This is a genomic window from Hafnia psychrotolerans (genome assembly GCF_014639435.1).
Lineage (GTDB): Bacteria > Pseudomonadota > Gammaproteobacteria > Enterobacterales > Enterobacteriaceae > Ewingella > Ewingella psychrotolerans.
This window is the reverse complement of record NZ_BMFZ01000002.1, coordinates 346,354-364,446: the sequence shown is the minus strand read 5'-3', so window position 1 is coordinate 364,446 and position 18,093 is coordinate 346,354. Positions and strand designations below refer to the sequence as shown.

Below are 18,093 nucleotides of genomic sequence, written 5' to 3'. Positions count from 1 at the left end.
CCTCAGATTTTCGGACCTGGCACGTCAAGGACGCGGGTTCAAACGGCCCAGCACTGATGCCCCAATCATCCCACCGTTCCCGGCAAACTTTCCGGTTATCACCAGCTGTTCAGCATAATGGTGTAGCGTCCCCGTCCTTACCTGCATATCCAGGGCGGTAATGAGCGCCGTGGCATTCGCCAGGCCACCACCGACGACGATCTTTGAAGGACCAAGGATATTCACCAGCAGCGCCAGCGGCTCAGCCACCAGTTGCAGCCAGGCATTAACGGTGAGGGTTGACGCGGCCTGACCCTGTTGCCAGGCTTCGACAACTTGCTGGCTGGTGCAGGTCTGTTGATGCAAATACTGATGCAACCGTTCCATGCCACGGGCACCGCCAAGGGTATCCAGACAACCGACCTGGCCACAGCCGCAGGCCAGGCGAGGGATGAGGAAAATACGTTCGTCCAGCGTGAGTTCAGTGCGGGTGATCGCGCCGTGACCCCATTCGCCAGTGACGCCACCGTGGCCGCGCACCAGTTGGCCGTTGACCACTAAACCACCGCCGACACCGGTACCGAGAATAATCCCGGCGACCACCGGTTGGTTTTGCGCGTATCCCGCATAGGCTTCGGCCAGGACAAAGCAATCTGCATCGTTGGCTGCGGTGACCGGGCGCTGTAATTCCAGGCTCAAGTCCGCTGCTAAGGCACGCCCGGTAAAGGCTGGAATATTGGTGGCCAGCAGTTCGCCCGTTTGGGGTGAAACCAGTCCTGCGGTGGAGAGCGCCAGCGGTGTCTCAGCGGGGAAATCAGCACCAAATTGCGTCATTAATCTTTGGAACGTAGCCACGAACTCTTGCCATGATGCGGTCGGCGTCGGCACCTTGCCAAACTCTTTCACCTCTCCCGCGCGGTGTGAGACGCCAAACTTAATAAAAGAGCCGCCGATATCGGCACAAAAAACCGCCGCACCTGCGGGCGCGGCGGTAATAGCTTCACTGCTCATGATCGGGTGTCCAGTAAGTCGCGCAGTCCATCGCCCAGAACGTTGAATCCGAGCACGGTCAGCATAATCGCCAGACCGGGGAACAGCGAAAGGTAAATATTGATACCGAGGAAGTTTCGGCCATCGCTCATCATGGTACCCCATTCCGACATGGGGGGCTGCACGCCTAAACCGAGAAAGGAGAGGCTGGCGGCGGCGAGGATCACCGTGCCAGCAGTCAGGGTTGATTGCACGATAAGAGGACCGACCGCGTTACGCAGAATGTAATGCACGATGATTCGGTAGCGCGATAGCCCCAGGGACTGCGCCGCCTCAACATATTCCATCTGTTTCAGCCCCAGCGTCAGGTTACGGCTCAAACGGGCGTAAACCGGGATGGCGAACAGTGAAATGGCAATCAGCAAATTAATCAGTCCGCCACCGAGAATACTTACCACCAGAATAGCCAGAACGATGCCAGGAAAGGCGAACAGCATATCCATGAACCACATGATCATCATGTCGACATAGCGTCCGGCCATGCCAGCCATCACGCCGAGCGGAATGCCGACAATCATCGCCAGCCCAACGCTCAACACCACTTCGACAATGGAAACCCGCGCGCCATAAATCACGCGGGCAAAAATATCCCGGCCATAATCGTCGGTACCAAACAGGTGGTCGGCAGACGGCGGCAGCAAGGTGTCGATCAAATCCTGCGCATAGGGGTCATGACGCGTGATAAGTGGCGCAAAGATGCCCACCAAAACAATTCCCCCGACAATCAACCCGCCGAGAGTAATGGCAGGATGCCGCCACAACCAGCGGAAAAAGCGCAGGGCGCGCGGTTTGCGCTGCGGTAACTGGGTGATCATTGCTGACATCAGTCGAACCTTATTTTAGGATTCAGGAAGGCAATCAACAGCTCGCCGAGCAGGTTCATCACCACCACGGCGCACACCGCAACCAGTGCTACTCCCTGAATCATCGGATAATCACGGTAACGTACTGAATCGACCAGCAGACGACCAATTCCGGGCCAGTTGAATACCGACTCGGTGACGACTGCGCCGCCAATCAGGCTGCCAAAATTAAGGGCTACGATGGTGACAATCGGGATCAACGCGTTACGAAACGCGTGGCTGCAATAGACTGTCATTGCTGACAACCCTTTGGCACGTGCGGTACGGATGTAATCTTCCGACAGCACGTCGAGCATGCTAGACCGGGTCATTCGTGCCATCACCGCCATTGGCAAAACCGCCAGCGTGACCGACGGCAGAATATAACTCTTCCACGATGTCGCCCCCAGCAGCGGCAGCCAGCCAAGCGACACCGAGAAATAGTTCATCGCCATCAGCCCCAGCCAGAAATTAGCGATGGACGCACCGGCAATGGCCAGCAGCATCACGGCATAATCCGGCCAGCGATTGCGGTACACCGCGCCAATCATCCCGGCGGGAACGCCAATGGCGATGGCCAGAAAATAGGCCAATACCGCCAGCATCACGGTGTAAGGCAGACGCTCGCCGATCTCCTGAGTGACCGGTTGTTGTGATTGCAACGACAACCCCAGATTACCGTGCAGAACGTCGGTGGCAAAATGCACGTACTGCGTCACCAGCGGCTGGTCTAGCCCGAGGCGCATGCGCATATTGTCCACCGCTTCCTGTGTCGCTTCCGGCCCGGCCATCAGGCGCGCCGGATCGCCCGGCAGCGCGCGGATCGACCCAAAAATCAGCATCGACACGCCGATCAGAATGACCGGAAAGGCGATGAGTTTTTTTGCCAGATAAGCTTTCATCTCAACCCTTATGTGCGTCTTTTACGACAATTTGTCCGCCGGGAATCATGGTCACGCCGGACACATCGGTCCCGGTGGCGTACAAGTCATTCTGGTAATAGAGCAGCACTTGCGGGGCCTGCTGGTTGATCTCTTTCTGTGCCTCGACGTAAATGGCGTTGCGGGCATTTTCATCCTGTGTTGATGCCGCTTTGTCTAACATCTCATCCAGTTTCGGATCACTGAAGAAGCCCAAATTGGCACCGCCTGGCGCAAAGCTTTTACTGTAATAGAGCGGTCGCAGTTGCAGGTCGGCACCATTGACACCGGATGACCACGACGCGAGTACCGCGCCGGTTTTATCGGCCTGTTTACCTGCCTGATCAGCGAAGGCCGCTTTGGCCCACACGCCGCTCTCCATCTGGCGCACATCCAGCTTCACGCCGATTTTTGCCCACATGCTTTGCAGAACCTGGCCGATGCGTGCGTCCTGACCCTGAACGGCGATCGACATCGTAAAGCCGTCACCGACGCCAGCTTCTTTCAACAGTGCTTTCGCTTTTTCCAGATTGAGTGGATACGGGTCGAGTTTTTTGTCATAACCGGCCGTCACCGGTGCCAGCGGCGAGTTAGCCGGAATGGCGAAGCCGGACATGATGGCGCGCACCAGACCCACCCGATCGGTTGCGAAGTTCAGCGCCTGACGCACTCGCACGTCATTCAGTGGTTTGAGATCGGTATTCAGCGCCACCCAAAATACAGCGGAGCCCGGGCTTTCGTGTAGTTGGAACTTAGGATTGTTTTTCAATAGTTTGGCAAACTGGGGTGGTACCGGGTTAATCACGTCAGCTTCACCGGCCTGTAAGGCCATGTTCATGACGGACGGTTCTGCACTCCAGGTCCACTTTATGTCATCCGGTCCAGAGGCCTTATTGCCCCAATAGCCTGGATATTTCTGCTCCAGTACGAACTCACCGGTTTTATACTGCACCATTTCGTAGGGTCCGGTGCCGACCGCTTTGCTGTCGAGCTGGCCCGCTTTATCCGCCGTTGGACTGACCATGAGCGCCGCGCCCGTGGTCAGTAAATTGAGGAACGCAGGATAAGGTTTTTTCAGCGTGAACAGCACGGTGGAATCATCGACTTTGGTCACGCTGTCGAGGAAGGTGCGCAGGCGACCACTGGCGGCCAGACCGCGTTTGGCATCGAGGTGGCGGGCAAAGTTTGCCACTACAGCATCGGCATTAAAGGGTGTGCCGTCATGGAAAGTCACCCCGTGGCGCAGTTTGAAGGTCCACTTTAGGCCGCTTTCATCGCTGCTCCAGGAGGTGGCCAGCGCCGCCTCCGGCTTCAGATCTGATGACATGCGCAGCAGACCTTCATACATCGGGTCAAGCACCGTACCGGTAAAGGTGGCCGTCTGGTTACCTGGGTCCATACTGCGCGGCGCTTCGTTTTGCATCACGGTTAGGGTCGCCGCGTAAATCGGCGACGAGAGCGCAGCAAGCAACGCCGTACTGAGAAGCGTTAACCGTCCCCGGTAGCTGATTTTACTGAAACTGTTCATGGTATTTCCTCTGTCAGTGCCAAAAGTGTGAGTGAGAAAAAACTGCTCAGAAACCGTCACAATTCCCTTTTTAAATGACTGAAAATAGTGTGGCCCGTGGACGGTGTAATTAGTTCATACTAAAAACTTATATAAGCCTTTTTGGTTCAAGTTATGAACTAATAGGCATTGATATATCCATTTTTAATGTTTAATGTCAATGCAACTGAGTAAAAATTGAGAGCCGGAAACGACGATGTTAACTCCCTTACAGCGACAGATTTTAGGTGCGATTGCAGGGTCAGACGGTATGAGCCGAACTGACCTGGTACAGTTTTCCGGGATGAGTAAAGCCGCCGTCAGTGGCGTTGTTCGGGAGATGATCGACGCAGGTTTTTTGTTCGAAGCCGAAACCGTATCGAGTGCCGGACAAGGCAGGCCTTCGGTGCGACTGATGGTGCACCCCGAAGGGGCTTACTTTGCCGGAGTGTCACTGCTGCAAGATCCGGCGCACATGGTACTGATCAATCTTCACGGTGACATTCTTTCGCGGGTGACGTTCCCGCTCAGCAACGTGCCGCAAAAATTAGCTGAAGATATTGCAGTGGCACTGCCTGGGCTGCTCGAACCCCATACCGGTGCGGCTGAAAAGCTGCTTGGACTCGGTGTCACTCTTTCTGGATTTATTGACGAGCATCAGTCGACCTGCGTGCAATCGGCGCTGCTCGGCTGGCGCGACATTCCGCTGGCGTCACTGGTCAGTGAGGCAACGGGCGTAGACGTCGCGATTGAGAACGACGCCAAAGCACTGGCTGTCAGTGAAAAACGCTTTGGTCACGCTCGTGAACTCAGTAGTTTTAGCTTGGTCAGCCACGGGGCAGGCATCGGCAGCGCACACTTTATTGCCGGCCATTTATACCGGGGCGCACACGGCGGTGCCGGAGAGATCGCCCACAGTACCATCGAACTCAACGGCGCACCGTGCCGCTGCGGAAAACGCGGTTGCCTCGACACTATTGCTTCGGTCAATGCCGTGATGCAGGCGGCCAAAGCAGAAAAACTGAATGCCAGTTCGATGGCAGAACTGGAGCAACTGGCGTTGCAGGGAAATAATCAGGCGGTGCGCATTCTGCACCACGCCGGAACGGCGCTGGGGCTGGCGGTATCGCATCTGATTCAGATTAACGATCCTGAAATGATCCTGATCGCGCATCAGGAAGGCGCTTTTAACGGACTATTCGGCACGGTAGTACAACAATCCATTGACGCCAATGTCTTGCCCGGCGTCGCCGGCATGACGCCGGTGCGGACATTTTCACTTAACGACGATACGTGGGCGCGCGCTGCGGCGAGCATCTCTGCGCATCGTTTTCTGGCAGGCCCTGATTCTACAGTAAGGTAACCACATCATGCGTATAGCCGTCGGCGGTATCCATATTGAATGCAGCACCTACAACCCGGTGCTTAACGAAGAGAAAGACTTCCGTGTAACGCGTGACGCCGAACTGCTGGCCGCACCCTATTTCAGGTTCTTACAGGATTATCCGGCGACCTTTTTACCGACCCTTCATGCACGCGCCATCGCGGGTGGACCGGTCTCCCGCGCGACCTATGAGAAATTCAAAAGCGAATTGGTCGCCGGTCTTGAAGCACAAAAACCTTTCGATGGCCTCTACCTGCCGATGCACGGTGCGATGTATGTCGAAGGAATGGAAGACGCCGAAGGGGATTGGATCACTGCTGCCCGCGATGTTGTCGGGCCAGATTGTCCCATCAGCGTCAGTTATGACCTGCATGGTAATGTGTCGCAGAAAATCATCGATGCCATCGACATGTTCTCGACTTACCGCACCGCGCCACACATTGATACTGAAGAGACCATGCGCCGCTCGGTGGCCATGCTGATAAAAACGCTGCAAACCGGTGTGAAACCAACGCTGTTATGGGTCCCGGTCCCGGTGGTATTGCCGGGCGAGCGCACCAGTACTGAAGATGAACCGGCCAAAAGCCTTTACGCCCGTTTACCGGCGATGGATGACATTGACGGCGTGTGGGACAGCTCGTTGATGGTGGGGTATGTCTGGGCGGATGAACCTCGCGCCACGGCAGCGGTGATTATGACCGGAACCGATCAGAGGGTACTTGAGCGGGAAGCGAAAACGCTGGCACAGGCCTACTGGGATGCGCGTGAAGATTTCGTGTTTGGCTGCGAAACTGACACCATAAAAGCTTGCGTATCCAAAGCCATCGGCAGCGAAACCCGTCCTGTGGTGCTGGCCGATTCGGGGGATAACCCGACCGGCGGCGGCGTGGGCGACCGCGCTGACGTGTTGGCGGAACTTATCGCGCAATACGCCGAAGGCGTGATTGTTGCCGGTATCACGGATCTACCGGCCACTGAAGCGGCGTTTAACGTCGGTGTGGGTTCAACATTGACATTGGTGTTGGGCGGCTCGCTGGATCACTCCAGCCCGCAGGTGAAAGGGGAATATGAAGTGGTACGGCTGCTCGATGCAACACGACCGGCCGATCGGCAAGCGGTGTTGCGCATTGGCGCAATCGACGTGGTCGTTTCGGCGCGTCGCCGCCCTTATCACCACATCAGCGATTTCACCGCGCTGGGGCTGGACCCGCACTCAGCCAATATCGTGGTGGTGAAGTCCGGCTATCTCTCGCCGGAACTGGCCCCCATTGCCAGCCCGAATCTGATGGCGCTTTCTAACGGTGTGGTGGATCAGTTTGTCGAACGTTTGCCGCGTAACCGCAAAGTGCGCGACACCTTCCCGTTTGATAAAAACTTCAGCTATACGCCGCAACCGGTGCTGTCTGCCCGTAGCCGCTAATCATTGACCCAGAATTTGCCGGAGAGACATCATGACCACTATCTTGACAGAACCTGCCGCCACGCCGCGCCTGCCGGTACTGGAAGTGAAAAATCTCACGACATCATTTCGTGGTGAAGACGACTGGCTACCGGTAGTCCGGGACCTTTCTTTTGAGGTTTACCCAGGAGAGACGCTGGCGATTGTCGGCGAGTCTGGCTCCGGCAAAAGTGTCACGTCGCTTTCGGTAATGCGGCTGCTCAAAGCCAGCTCGAGTAAGATTGAAGGTGCGGTCAGTCTCAATCAGCGCAGTTTACTTGGCTTGTCTGACAAGGCGATGCGCGATATTCGCGGTAACGAAATGGCGATGATTTTTCAGGAGCCGATGACCTCACTGAACCCGACGTTCAGCATCGGCAGGCAGATTGCCGAAAGCCTAAAGCGTCATCGCGGGATGTCCTCAAAGGCTGCTCGTGCTGAAACGCTGAAACTGCTGGAGAAAGTGCGCATTCCCAATGCCAGCGCGCGCTTTGACGAATACCCGCACCAGTTTTCTGGCGGCATGCGCCAGCGGGTGATGATCGCCATGGCACTGGCGCTGAAACCCAAACTGCTGATTGCTGACGAACCCACCACGGCACTGGATGTCACCATTCAGGGACAAATCCTTGATCTGATTAAGACCTTGCAGGAAGAGGAGGGCATGGCGGTGCTGTTTATCACTCATGATATGGGTGTGGTGGCCGAAATCGCTGACCGCACGCTGGTGATGTATCGCGGTGAGTGTGTCGAAAGTGGTGAAACTGCTGAATTGTTCCATCGCCCGAAACACCCGTACACTCGTGCGTTGCTGGCTGCAGTGCCAAAACTGGGTTCGATGCAGGGGCGTGACTGGCCGCTCCGTTTCCCGCAGATCGATCTGCAAACCGGTGCAGTCAGCCAGCCACGGGAAGTGGCCAATACGCCGAATACCCGCCTGGCGCCGGTGCTGTCGGTGAAAAATCTTAGCGCACGTTTTCCGGTGTATGGCGGCTTATTCAGCCGCCAGGTCGGCGCAGTCCATGCGGTCGAGAGCATCAGTTTTGATCTGCTTCAGGGGGAAACCTTGTCGCTGGTGGGGGAGTCCGGCTGTGGTAAATCCACCACGGGTCGCGCCGTCACGCGGCTGATGACGCCACACAGCGGCGCGATCGACTTCGACGGCTTCGACGTGATGAACATCAACCCGCGCGACATTTTGCCAATGCGTCAGCGTATCCAAATGATTTTTCAGGACCCGTTCGCCAGTCTGAATCCGCGAATGCGTATCGGAGACGCTCTGATTGAGCCGATGTTGCAACATAAATTGCATAACCGCGCTGATGCCAAAGAGAAAGCCGCTGCGTTACTGCAGAGAGTCGGGCTGACGCCGGATATGATGCGCCGTTTCCCGCATGAGTTTTCCGGTGGCCAGCGTCAGCGGATCTGCATCGCCCGCGCCTTAACCCTCGATCCCAAAGTGATTATCGCTGATGAGTCGGTGTCGGCGCTGGATGTGTCGGTCAAAGCGCAGGTCGTCAATTTACTGCTCGATCTGCAGGAGAGCATGAACCTGTCGTACCTGTTTATCTCGCACGACATGGCGGTGGTCGAACGGGTCAGCCATCGCGTGGCGGTGATGTACCTCGGCGAAATCGTTGAAATCGGCCCGCGCGCCGCGATTTTTGATAATCCGCAACACGCCTATACTCGCAAGCTTATCGCGGCCGTGCCCGTTCCTGATCCTGCGCGCCGTGCCTTCAAACGTCATATGCAAATTGATGAGCTGAAAAGCCCGGTACGTGATAGCCGTTATGTACCGCCAGTCAGGCAGTACAATGAAGTGTCAAAGGGACACTTTGTGCAGATCGGATGAACGGGCTATGTTACTTATCGTTTGGAACAGGCTCTGTGCTTAACGTCCTCACGTAAAGTTCATCATTTTTATACGCGTTGTTATAAAATCATCACCTCGCCTTTTGCCATCATCCCTGGCATGCGAAATGTTTTTATACGCAACAGGCTAATTTCTTAGGAGTTTTCATGTCTAATCAGTTCCCAGCCTCACGCCTTCGCCGCCTGAGACAGTCCGACTCAATGCGCACTCTTTTTCAGGAAACCGCATTCAGCGTGAATGATCTGGTTCTGCCGATTTTCGTTGAAGAAGAGACATCTGAATACGTACCGATCGAAGCCATGCCTGGCGTCATGCGTATTCCTGAATCGCGTCTGGCGTTTGAGATTGAGCGCTTTGCCCGCGCCGGGATCCGTTCAGTGATGACGTTCGGTATTTCCAAACACATGGATGCCACCGGCAGCGACACCTGGGATGAAAACGGTCTGGTGGCTCGTATGACGCGGATCTGCAAAGATACCGTGCCGGAAATGATCGTCATGTCCGACACCTGTTTCTGCGAATACACCTCACATGGCCACTGCGGTGTCTTGCACGATCACGGGGTAGACAACGACGCCACGCTGATAAACCTCGGCAAACAGGCGGTAAATGCCGCTGCTGCGGGTGCCGATTTCATCGCCCCGTCTGCTGCGCAGGACGGCCAGGTGCAGGCAATCCGCAGTGCGCTGGACGCGGCGGGTTTTATCGACACCTCAATCATGGCTTACTCCACTAAATTTGCCTCTTCGCTGTACGGGCCATTCCGTGAAGCGGGGGGAAGCATGCTGAAAGGCAACCGCAAACAGTATCAGATGAACCCGATGAACCGCCGCGAAGCGGTACGTGAATCGCTGATGGATGAACAAGAAGGCGCTGATGCGCTGATGGTGAAACCGGCTGGTGCTTATTTGGATGTGATCCGTGAGATCCGCGAAGCCTCTCGCCTGCCACTGGCGGCATATCAGGTCAGCGGTGAATACGCGATGATCAAGTTTGCTGCGCAGGCTGGAGCGATTGATGAACGTGCGGTAGTACGTGAAAGCCTCGGCGCGATTAAGCGTGCAGGCGCCGATATTATCCTGACTTATTTTGCGATGGATATTGCCGAAAACGGTCTCTGATCCGCTACAAAATTTTAGCCATTCCTTTAAATCTTGGTCATCCCGGCGATGTCATTGGTGTTCATAAGATGATAATCGCCGTTCAAATCGATGTAACTGGTCATCCCTGTACTCTGGTCGAGTTCAGGTTTACCGTGGCTGATAAAGCTGTCGCCGGATTTGGTGTTCACCGTGTAATTGCTGGTACAACCGGTTAAACCCAGAATCAATACGACAACGGGCAGTAAAGCTATCTTATTAATCAATGGGGTTTTCCTTTTTAATGTCATTAGTGCTCTGTGCAATAAGGTAACGTATTTGAGAGAGTAAACCATCACAATAAATTATCGAACGCCTTCCCCGCTATTTATCCCCGTTGAGCATTATCTGAAAGAGTGTGAGTTGATGCACATGCGCACAATTTAACTTGCTGTTACCAAGTGTTGCGACATAATTAAGCTTGGATTAAATTTTTAATACAAATTGCGCAAAGCCGGTATCATGTTGAATGCTTGAGGCTTTCTGACGTTTTCTTGAGTCCTGGCAGTAAAGCGTCATTGACCCTGTTGATTTTATTACGTTATACAGGCATCCCCGTTTTTTTACGGCCCCTGCGTATTGCAGGCATCATTTAACCTTTTTATCTCGCAGGGCCCGGCAGATGGTTTTAGATTTGGTTTCATTTCTGTTTTTCATATCATCGATTTTCCTTTATGTACGGCATGCCTCGGCTGGGCGCGTATGGTTTTCTCTGTTGCTGTTTTTCCTCAGCCTGTACGTCGTGCTTAATCTGGTCCTGGTTGGCAGTAACTATTTTACCGGTGATGGTATTACCGATGCGGTGCTCTACACCCTGACCAGCAGCCTGAAAGGGGCGGGCATGAGCAAGTATATTCTGCCGTTTTCCGGACTGGTAGTGGCGTTGGCAGTGATCGTGACTCTGCTGATCTGGTGCCTGAAAAAACGCCGAGCCCATAACAGTAGCTGGGTTTACAGCGTGCTGGCGGTGGTGCTGGCGGTGTTTTCTGTGGGTTCCACTCAGGCTTTCCAGAATATTTCCCGGCTGGTTAAAACGCAAATCAGCGGCGATACCGCAGACTTTGAGACTTATTACAAAACGCCGCAAAAAACGGTCAAAGGTAAAAAACCCAATCTGGTCTATATCTATGGCGAAAGTCTGGAGAGAACCTATTTCGACGAACAAACTTTCCCTGGACTGACAACCGAACTGGCGCGTCACAAAGATGCCAGCATCGATTTCACCGCGACGCGACAGGTGCCGGGCACCGGTTATACCATCGCCGGTATGGTTTCCTCCCAATGCGGTATTCCGCTGTTTGCGCCGTTTGATGGCAATGCATCCAGTGCGCTTTCAACGTTCTATCCTAAAAATGTCTGCCTCGGCGATGTCCTCAAAGGTGCGGGCTACCAAAACTATTTCTATCAGGGTGCGGAGCTGGCGTTTGCGGGGAAAGGGACTTTCCTCAAATCGCACGGTTTTGACTATCGCTATGGTTACAACGAACTGCGCAGCACGGTAGCCGATCCGGCTTATAAAAATGACTGGGGATGGTATGACGACACCGTATTGGATGAGGTTTTCAAGAAATTTGTCGCGCTGAGCGAGGCGGGTCAACCGTTCTCGCTATTTACCCTGACGGTAGATACCCACCATCCGGACGGTTTTATCTCGCGGGGCTGTAGCAAAAAAGAGTATTTCTACAACAAGAAAGAGAACCGTTCACTGAGCGCTGTGTCGTGCAGTCAGCAGCTGATTGCCGCGTTTATCGATAAAATCAAAGCCTCTGGATACTACGACAACACCATTATTGTGGTGAGCTCGGACCATTTGGCGATGAACAACACCGCATACGACATTCTGAACAAGAAAAATCGCAAAAATTTGTTCTTCGTGATGGATGGCCGTAACCCACAGGCTGAGCTGAACAACCTCAAACGCAGTTCTATCGATAACGGTGCCACCGTATTGGATTTGATGGGCGGTGATAACTTTATTGGTCTGGGACGCAGTGGCCTGTCGGGTACCTCACTGGCCACGCAGTTTATGAATATCGACGAGAAAATTGAAGGCTGGAAACCCGCAGTGATCAGGCAGTGGGGCTTCCCGAACAGCATCAGCCACTATGTGGTGGACAGTAAAGCGAATACCTTTACCTTCTCCGGTATGACGATCAAAGCGCCATTTATTCTTAAAGTCACGTTGAATAAAATTGAGCCAATGTTTGACGTCTATTTATCAACACCGCTGAAAAAGCAGTTGGCCTCACTGACCGCCAGCGACAATTTTGTCTGGGTGGATAAGTGTTATGAGATGGGCCGCATATGGGCACCGGAACTGGCGCTGAACACCGGGCTGTGTGTCGTGTCAGGCAATTTGGCTTCTAAGCCGGTTATCGCGCAGATCAGCGATGAGGTATATAAAGGCAGCGTCGATTTCACCAAAGAGTCGACCGGAAGTCAGGATGTGTATCAGGAGACCATAAAGACCCTGAATATTGATGACGCACAAACAAAATATCAGTCACCAGCGATTGCCTTTATGTTGCCCGGCTTGCCGCAGCAGGTGAAAGCGATTACCGGTGTGTCCGGTGTTGAAAGCTGGGGGCGTTGGTCAGATGCCAATGTGGCACCGGCAGTGAAAATTGATTATGTCGAGCCACTTCCCGCCAATTTCAACCTGGTGTTACGTGCCCGCGCCTATGGCGATAATATTGGCCAACCTATTTCTGTGAAAGTGGGCGATGAGGAGCAATTCGTCACCTTTACGGACAAAGACCAAACCCTGACCTTGCCGTTCTCCAATCCTGGCAACGCACAAAGTATTGTGATCACACCACCATCACCCACCGAGCCAACCGAAGGCACCAGTGGAGGGTTCGAACCAAGGAAGTTGGGCATCGGTCTGGTTTCGTTGTCGGTCGAGGACAGAAATACGGAGTCATAGACTGAGGTAAACATCTGCCACCAGGAAAAACCCGCTCAAGTCACATTCAGCGGGTTTTTCTGCTATTACGCCTAAGCATTTTTCATGGATGGCCGATAAAGAGATCAGTAATGAAAAATACCTGCAGGTCAGCGCACATCACACAGTTTTCTCATTGGGGAAAGTATGGATAATTTTCAGAAAGACATCGATGAGAGAACCAATCTCACTTCATCAAACCGGTTTGAGCTGCTGCTGTTCCGCCTGGGGAGTTCTCCGGACGAAGATCAATCTGAACTCTACGGAATCAACGTGTTCAAGTTGCGCGAAATCGTGCCGATGCCAACGCTGACCAAAGCGGCAGGCATGACATCACCGATGATGGGGATGGCCAATATCCGCGGTGAAATCATTCCGGTTATTGATCTTCCTGCAGTGGTCGGTTGTGTACCCAAAACCGGGTTGAACATTTTACTGGTCACTGAATATGCGCGCAGTACTCAGGCGTTCGCGGTGGAATCGGTTGACGATATTGTGCGCCTTGAATGGAGCCAGGTACTCGCCGCCGAATCCGGCGTTAAGAGCCGCAATATCACCAGTATCGCGCGTCTGGATAATGATCCCGCCAGCAACCGTCTGGCACTGGTACTGGACGTTGAGCAAATCTTATATGACATCGTACCGCCGGAACGCAATACCCAAATCGACAGCGAGAAAACCAAGGCATTTGATCTGAAACCGGGTACGGTTGCGATTGTGGCAGAAGACTCCAAAGTTGCCCGCCTGATGCTTGAGCAAGGGCTGAATTCGATGGAAATCCCGGCCATCATGCACGTTACCGGCCTTGAAGCCTGGAATAAAATCAAAAAAATGGCGGAAGAGGCCAAGGCAGAAGGCAAGCCTATTTCGGATAAAATTTCGTTTGTGTTGACCGATCTGGAAATGCCCGAAATGGACGGTTTTACGCTGACGCTGAATATTAAACGCGATGAGTTCCTGAAAAACATTCCGGTGATCATCCACTCGTCTTTATCCGGCAGCGCCAACGAAGATCACGTGCGTAAAGTCGGCGCAGACGGTTATGTGGCGAAGTTTGAAATTAACGAACTCGAAGCGGCGCTTCATAAAGCGCTTGATGCCAAGAAAGGCCGTTACTAATCTTTTTCTGGTCCGGTACGCCGGACCAGAAAGAACGATATTCCTGCGTCAGCAAGTAGCCTAAGCCTGTCAGTATCGCTTTCCAAAACCCGATACTGCGCGGAAAACAGCAGCTTCTTCTCTTATCTTCTTCTCTGCGGCTGAAAATATTGCCCGGTAAAAATTGCGCTGCTTTTCGTTCAATTTGATGGAGCCATGCTCATCGGCATAGCCGACAAAAGCCGACACCACCCGGATTCCATTTCTGTCAGCTTCCCAGAGCGGCTCGCAGTCGTCTGCCCAAACAACGTACAGTAACCGTCAACTGAGTGTGAGACCTCATAGATCCCACATTCCACCGTCATCTGATAGTCTGAATTCTATGGGATCACCGCATACAGTGATGGTGGGTGCGCCAGGTTCATTCCAGCGAAAGAGGTTCAGATGCCATCCGCCAGGAATTAATCTTGAGCAGTCTATGATCCCATCAGCGCCATATAGTCTCGCTAAGTCAGAATTTTTCCATGACGGAGGTTCCTGCTTTTGTTGTAGAGCGGGTATCCATGGCTGATTTGATCGTTCTCTGCTTATTCCAAGTTTACTGCATAGCAGATCATCGGTCTGATCGACGACAAACGCTTCATCAACGTAAAGGGGAATCACTACGCGACGGATACCATCAGTACGCATATAGCCAGCCACAGCTCTTATAGACCACTCCTTCATTGGGCTCATGTAAAGTATGGGTTGCCCAGGCCTATGATATCGTCCAGCACTTTCGGGGGCAGGAGAAGTCAGGACACGATCAATTCCTTCTGCCGGTATGGTTCTGTAAAAATAGCCACTGACTTTTCTCAAATATTGATTTTTTTGGTTGATTGACTCATGGCTCAAAGGGAAAGGTCGCATATTTACAGTCCGCTTAGAAAAGCATATTTAAAGAGTAAAGCGTTGTACCGAATTCATGACATCGGGCTGAATTCAAGAACGATTCCCCGTGTGAAAAAGTATCCATAACCCGAAAAATCAACAGCTAAATGAGTCCTTTTTGGGTGAAAGTGATCCGAGTGGCCTCATTTAAATCCATACTTTTCATCGTTTCAGGTGTTACCCAAATAATTTCCTGAAATTCTTCGTTGAACGTAATATGCCGATTGGCACTAACACAATCAAATATAAGATAAATCATGTAAATTTCTTCGGTGGTACCATCTGGATACGTTTTAGTCCGGATATCATCACGAAAAGCCCACGGCTTAACATCAGTAATAAGCAGTTCCTCTCCTAATTCTTCCCTGATTTCGCGCCTGAGCGCGGTTTCCATCGTTTCGCCGGGTTCCATTCCGCCACCAGGCAGAGCCCACTGTCCCGGGAAAACCCCACGATCGGAAGCCATTTTACCAAGCAGAAACTCACCGTCATTTTGTATAACAGGGCACACAATGACTCTCTGGCGCATTTTATCTCCTTAACCACATTGCTTTCTGAATAACCCTAGCAGAAAAGGGGCTTTTGTTGAATAAATCGAACTTTTGGCCTCAATCAGGATCAGATCACCAGATTCCTCATCTTGTAGCGATAAAACTTACAACCAGGTGCTTATCAAGCGCGGCTCGGATTCATTCCAACAATCGCTGGTTATCCTTTCTCTTGCAGAAACAGGGCAATGGAGTCAGACGTAGAGATCATCACTTTTCATTTTTATAACAGCTTGCAACGAAATTTCTTTCAGCGGACAGATACCGCAGATTCTGCTGTCTCGGCTGGCCCTTTCACCAGAATAAATTCATTGCAGACGGTAGAGTGAAAGCATGACCTCGTTAAGACGAGCAGGGTTTTATGCCGTGCTAATGGAAACTATACCCCTATTCTGGAGAAATCATGTCGCCATTGCCCCTAAGGGACCCATCGCTCTACCGCCAGCAGGCATTTATTGCCGGATGCTGGGTTGATGCTCACAGTAAGGAAACGATTGAGGTGGTGAATCCGTCCACTGCTGAAGTGATTGCTCGCGTTCCGGCGATGGGTGAGCAGGATACCCGCAGGGCGATTCAGGCAGCCGAGAGGATTCGTCTCGAATTTGCTGCCAGTAGCGCCGCAGAACGTGCTGCTATGCTGGAGAAGTGGTATCAGTTGATCCTTGATAACATCGAAGATCTGGCTGTGCTAATGACGGCTGAGCAGGGGAAGTCATTGGAGGAAGCGCGAGGCGAGGTACGCTACGGGGCCAGTTTTGTGAAATGGTTTGCTGAAGAGGCGCGCCGCATCAATGGTGAAACGATTCCAGCGCCGACCCGGGATCGACGAATTTTGATTTTGAAACAGCCTGTTGGCATTGCGGCCGCCATCACTCCCTGGAACTTCCCGATTGCAATGATCACCCGTAAATGCGCGCCGGCGATCGCGGCGGGTTGCCCCATCATTATTAAACCTTCAGATTTAACCCCGCTTTGCGCGCTGGCGCTGGCTGAATTGGCCTCCCGTGCGGGATTCCCAGCGGGTGTATTTCAGGTCATCACTGGCATGCCACAGGGTATCGGTGCTGAACTGACCGGTAATCCGCTGGTACGCAAACTGTCATTCACCGGCTCAACCCGCGTCGGCCAACTGTTGATGCGACAATGTGCCGATTCGATCAAGCGGCTAAGTCTTGAACTCGGCGGCAATGCGCCGTTTATCGTATTTGACGACGCTGATATTGAGCTTGCCATCGCTGGTGTTATGGTCAGCAAATTTCGCAACGGCGGGCAAACCTGCGTTTGCGCCAACCGCATTTTGGTGCAGCGCGGCATCTACGATCAATTTGCTGCCCGCATGGTTGCCGAGACGAAAAAACTCCAGGTTGGCGATGGCTTTGCTGCCGGGACGCAGATGGGGCCGTTGATCAACAAGGCGGCAGTAGAAAAAGTTAATCGGCATATTGATGACGCCCTCAATCAGGGGGCGCGGGTATTGACGGGAGGGATCGCCGCAGACAACGGCAACTTTGTGACGCCTACCGTTTTAGCGGATGTCACCAGCCGCATGTTGATTGCTAATGAAGAGACATTTGGCCCGGTTGCACCGTTGTTCTGCTTCGATGACGAACAGCAAGCCATTGATTTAGCCAACGCCACACCTTTTGGATTAGCGGCTTATTTTTTCACTGAAAATTTACGCCGTTCATGGCGTGTGGCTGAAAAACTAGAATTTGGCATGGTCGGATTAAATACCGGATCGGTATCGTTGGAAATAGCACCTTTCGGTGGGATAAAACTTTCCGGAATAGGTCGTGAAGGGGCGAAGGCTGGCATCGAAGAATATCTTGAAAGCAAATCCTTCCATATTGGCGGCCTCGACTGAATGACATTATCTGCTGTATAAAGTCATACTTTAAGTAATGACATTATTTATATAAGAAGTGGCGACTCCTGTAATGGATAGCCACTTTTTTATCTGCACGCACTGTCCGGTTACTTCAGTAAGTGGTTTGAAATCTGAAATCCCCACATCAGAGTGATGGTGTATTATCTTTAAAAAATAATACGTTATTTTACTTTCTGTCGTGGTGCCTCTATTTTGGTGCAATCTAAAATCCAGGCATCTCGTCATGGTGCAAGAAAACCGGAGTGTAATGATATCGACGCTCGAAAAAACGGATTCATGAAGTTTAGGCCACACTGGCGGCATAAAAATTTTTTTGGACCGCCGATTCCGCATTTTAAATTTTTGATGGTTTGGCACGCTTCGTGCTTATTAATATAAGAGTGAGTAAATAGAGGTAAAAGTAATATTTAACAAATGACATATAAATCAGCAAAGGGATGAAGTATTAAAATTAGCGGTGATTGGAGGACTAATAATCTGTCCGCGGTAAATAAAAGATAAAAGCATGGGC

Annotated in this window: 15 protein-coding genes; 7 read left to right on the top strand and 8 right to left on the bottom strand. The window is 52.5% G+C overall.

Going from position 1 to position 18,093, the window contains the following annotated elements:
* Positions 1-24 precede the first annotated feature (24 nt).
* The 4 genes from IEV89_RS04860 to IEV89_RS04845 are packed head-to-tail and all read right to left on the bottom strand — an operon-like array spanning position 25 to position 4,319.
* Complete coding sequence (locus IEV89_RS04860; protein ID WP_188470961.1) at positions 25-990, bottom strand: ROK family protein; 966 nt, start codon at positions 988-990, stop codon at positions 25-27.
* On the bottom strand, positions 987-1,853 hold the full coding sequence (locus IEV89_RS04855) for an ABC transporter permease (RefSeq protein WP_188470958.1): 867 nt from the start codon (positions 1,851-1,853) through the stop codon (positions 987-989). The genes IEV89_RS04860 and IEV89_RS04855 overlap by 4 nt, the downstream gene beginning before the upstream one ends.
* On the bottom strand, positions 1,853-2,773 hold the full coding sequence (locus IEV89_RS04850; protein ID WP_188470956.1) for an ABC transporter permease: 921 nt from the start codon (positions 2,771-2,773) through the stop codon (positions 1,853-1,855). The genes IEV89_RS04855 and IEV89_RS04850 overlap by 1 nt, the downstream gene beginning before the upstream one ends.
* A 1-nt stretch (position 2,774) precedes the next feature.
* Entirely contained in the window at positions 2,775-4,319 is a 1,545-nt protein-coding gene (locus tag IEV89_RS04845) for an ABC transporter substrate-binding protein (RefSeq protein ID WP_188470954.1), read from the bottom strand.
* 235 nt (positions 4,320-4,554) lie between these two features.
* Here IEV89_RS04845 and IEV89_RS04840 point away from each other — a divergent pair, with 235 nt between their 5' ends.
* The 4 genes from IEV89_RS04840 (at position 4,555) to hemB (ending at position 10,156) form a co-directional block, all read left to right on the top strand.
* Positions 4,555-5,700 (top strand): ROK family transcriptional regulator, encoded by a 1,146-nt coding sequence (locus IEV89_RS04840; protein WP_188470952.1) that lies wholly within the window; start codon positions 4,555-4,557, stop codon positions 5,698-5,700.
* Between the two features lie 7 nt (positions 5,701-5,707).
* Positions 5,708-7,141, top strand: a complete 1,434-nt coding sequence (locus tag IEV89_RS04835) for a M81 family metallopeptidase (protein ID WP_188470950.1) — start codon at positions 5,708-5,710, stop codon at positions 7,139-7,141.
* A gap of 31 nt (positions 7,142-7,172) precedes the next feature.
* Positions 7,173-9,014, top strand: coding sequence for an ABC transporter ATP-binding protein (locus tag IEV89_RS04830; protein ID WP_229746375.1), 1,842 nt, complete (start codon positions 7,173-7,175; stop codon positions 9,012-9,014).
* Positions 9,015-9,181: 167 nt separating this feature from the next.
* Positions 9,182-10,156, top strand: coding sequence for a porphobilinogen synthase (gene hemB / locus IEV89_RS04825; protein WP_188470948.1), 975 nt, complete (start codon positions 9,182-9,184; stop codon positions 10,154-10,156).
* A 26-nt stretch (positions 10,157-10,182) separates the two neighbouring features.
* Here the strand turns inward: hemB and IEV89_RS04820 are convergent, their stop codons facing one another.
* The gene (locus IEV89_RS04820; protein WP_229746374.1) at positions 10,183-10,401 is read right to left on the bottom strand and encodes a YgdI/YgdR family lipoprotein; all 219 of its coding nucleotides are present in this window, start codon (positions 10,399-10,401) and stop codon (positions 10,183-10,185) included.
* Positions 10,402-10,796: 395 nt separating this feature from the next.
* Here IEV89_RS04820 and opgB point away from each other — a divergent pair, with 395 nt between their 5' ends.
* Positions 10,797-13,100 carry a phosphatidylglycerol--membrane-oligosaccharide glycerophosphotransferase gene (opgB, locus tag IEV89_RS04815; protein WP_188470946.1) on the top strand — a complete coding sequence of 768 codons (2,304 nt, stop codon included), beginning with the start codon at positions 10,797-10,799 and terminating at the stop codon, positions 13,098-13,100.
* A 165-nt stretch (positions 13,101-13,265) separates the two neighbouring features.
* Entirely contained in the window at positions 13,266-14,237 is a 972-nt protein-coding gene (locus IEV89_RS04810; protein WP_188470944.1) for a chemotaxis protein, read from the top strand.
* A gap of 69 nt (positions 14,238-14,306) precedes the next feature.
* Here the strand turns inward: IEV89_RS04810 and IEV89_RS04805 are convergent, their stop codons facing one another.
* From IEV89_RS04805 to nudI, 3 genes are all read right to left on the bottom strand, one after another.
* Positions 14,307-14,465, bottom strand: a complete 159-nt coding sequence (locus IEV89_RS04805) for a hypothetical protein (protein WP_188470942.1) — start codon at positions 14,463-14,465, stop codon at positions 14,307-14,309.
* Between the two features lie 90 nt (positions 14,466-14,555).
* Entirely contained in the window at positions 14,556-15,125 is a 570-nt protein-coding gene (locus IEV89_RS04800; protein WP_188470940.1) for an RES family NAD+ phosphorylase, read from the bottom strand.
* Between the two features lie 124 nt (positions 15,126-15,249).
* The gene (gene nudI / locus IEV89_RS04795) at positions 15,250-15,675 is read right to left on the bottom strand and encodes a nucleoside triphosphatase NudI (RefSeq protein WP_188470938.1); all 426 of its coding nucleotides are present in this window, start codon (positions 15,673-15,675) and stop codon (positions 15,250-15,252) included.
* Positions 15,676-16,097: 422 nt separating this feature from the next.
* Between nudI and IEV89_RS04790 the strand changes: the two genes are divergently transcribed.
* A complete protein-coding gene (locus IEV89_RS04790; protein ID WP_188470936.1) occupies positions 16,098-17,558 on the top strand; it encodes an NAD-dependent succinate-semialdehyde dehydrogenase in 1,461 nt (486 codons plus the stop codon).
* The last annotated feature ends 535 nt before the right edge of the window (positions 17,559-18,093 follow it).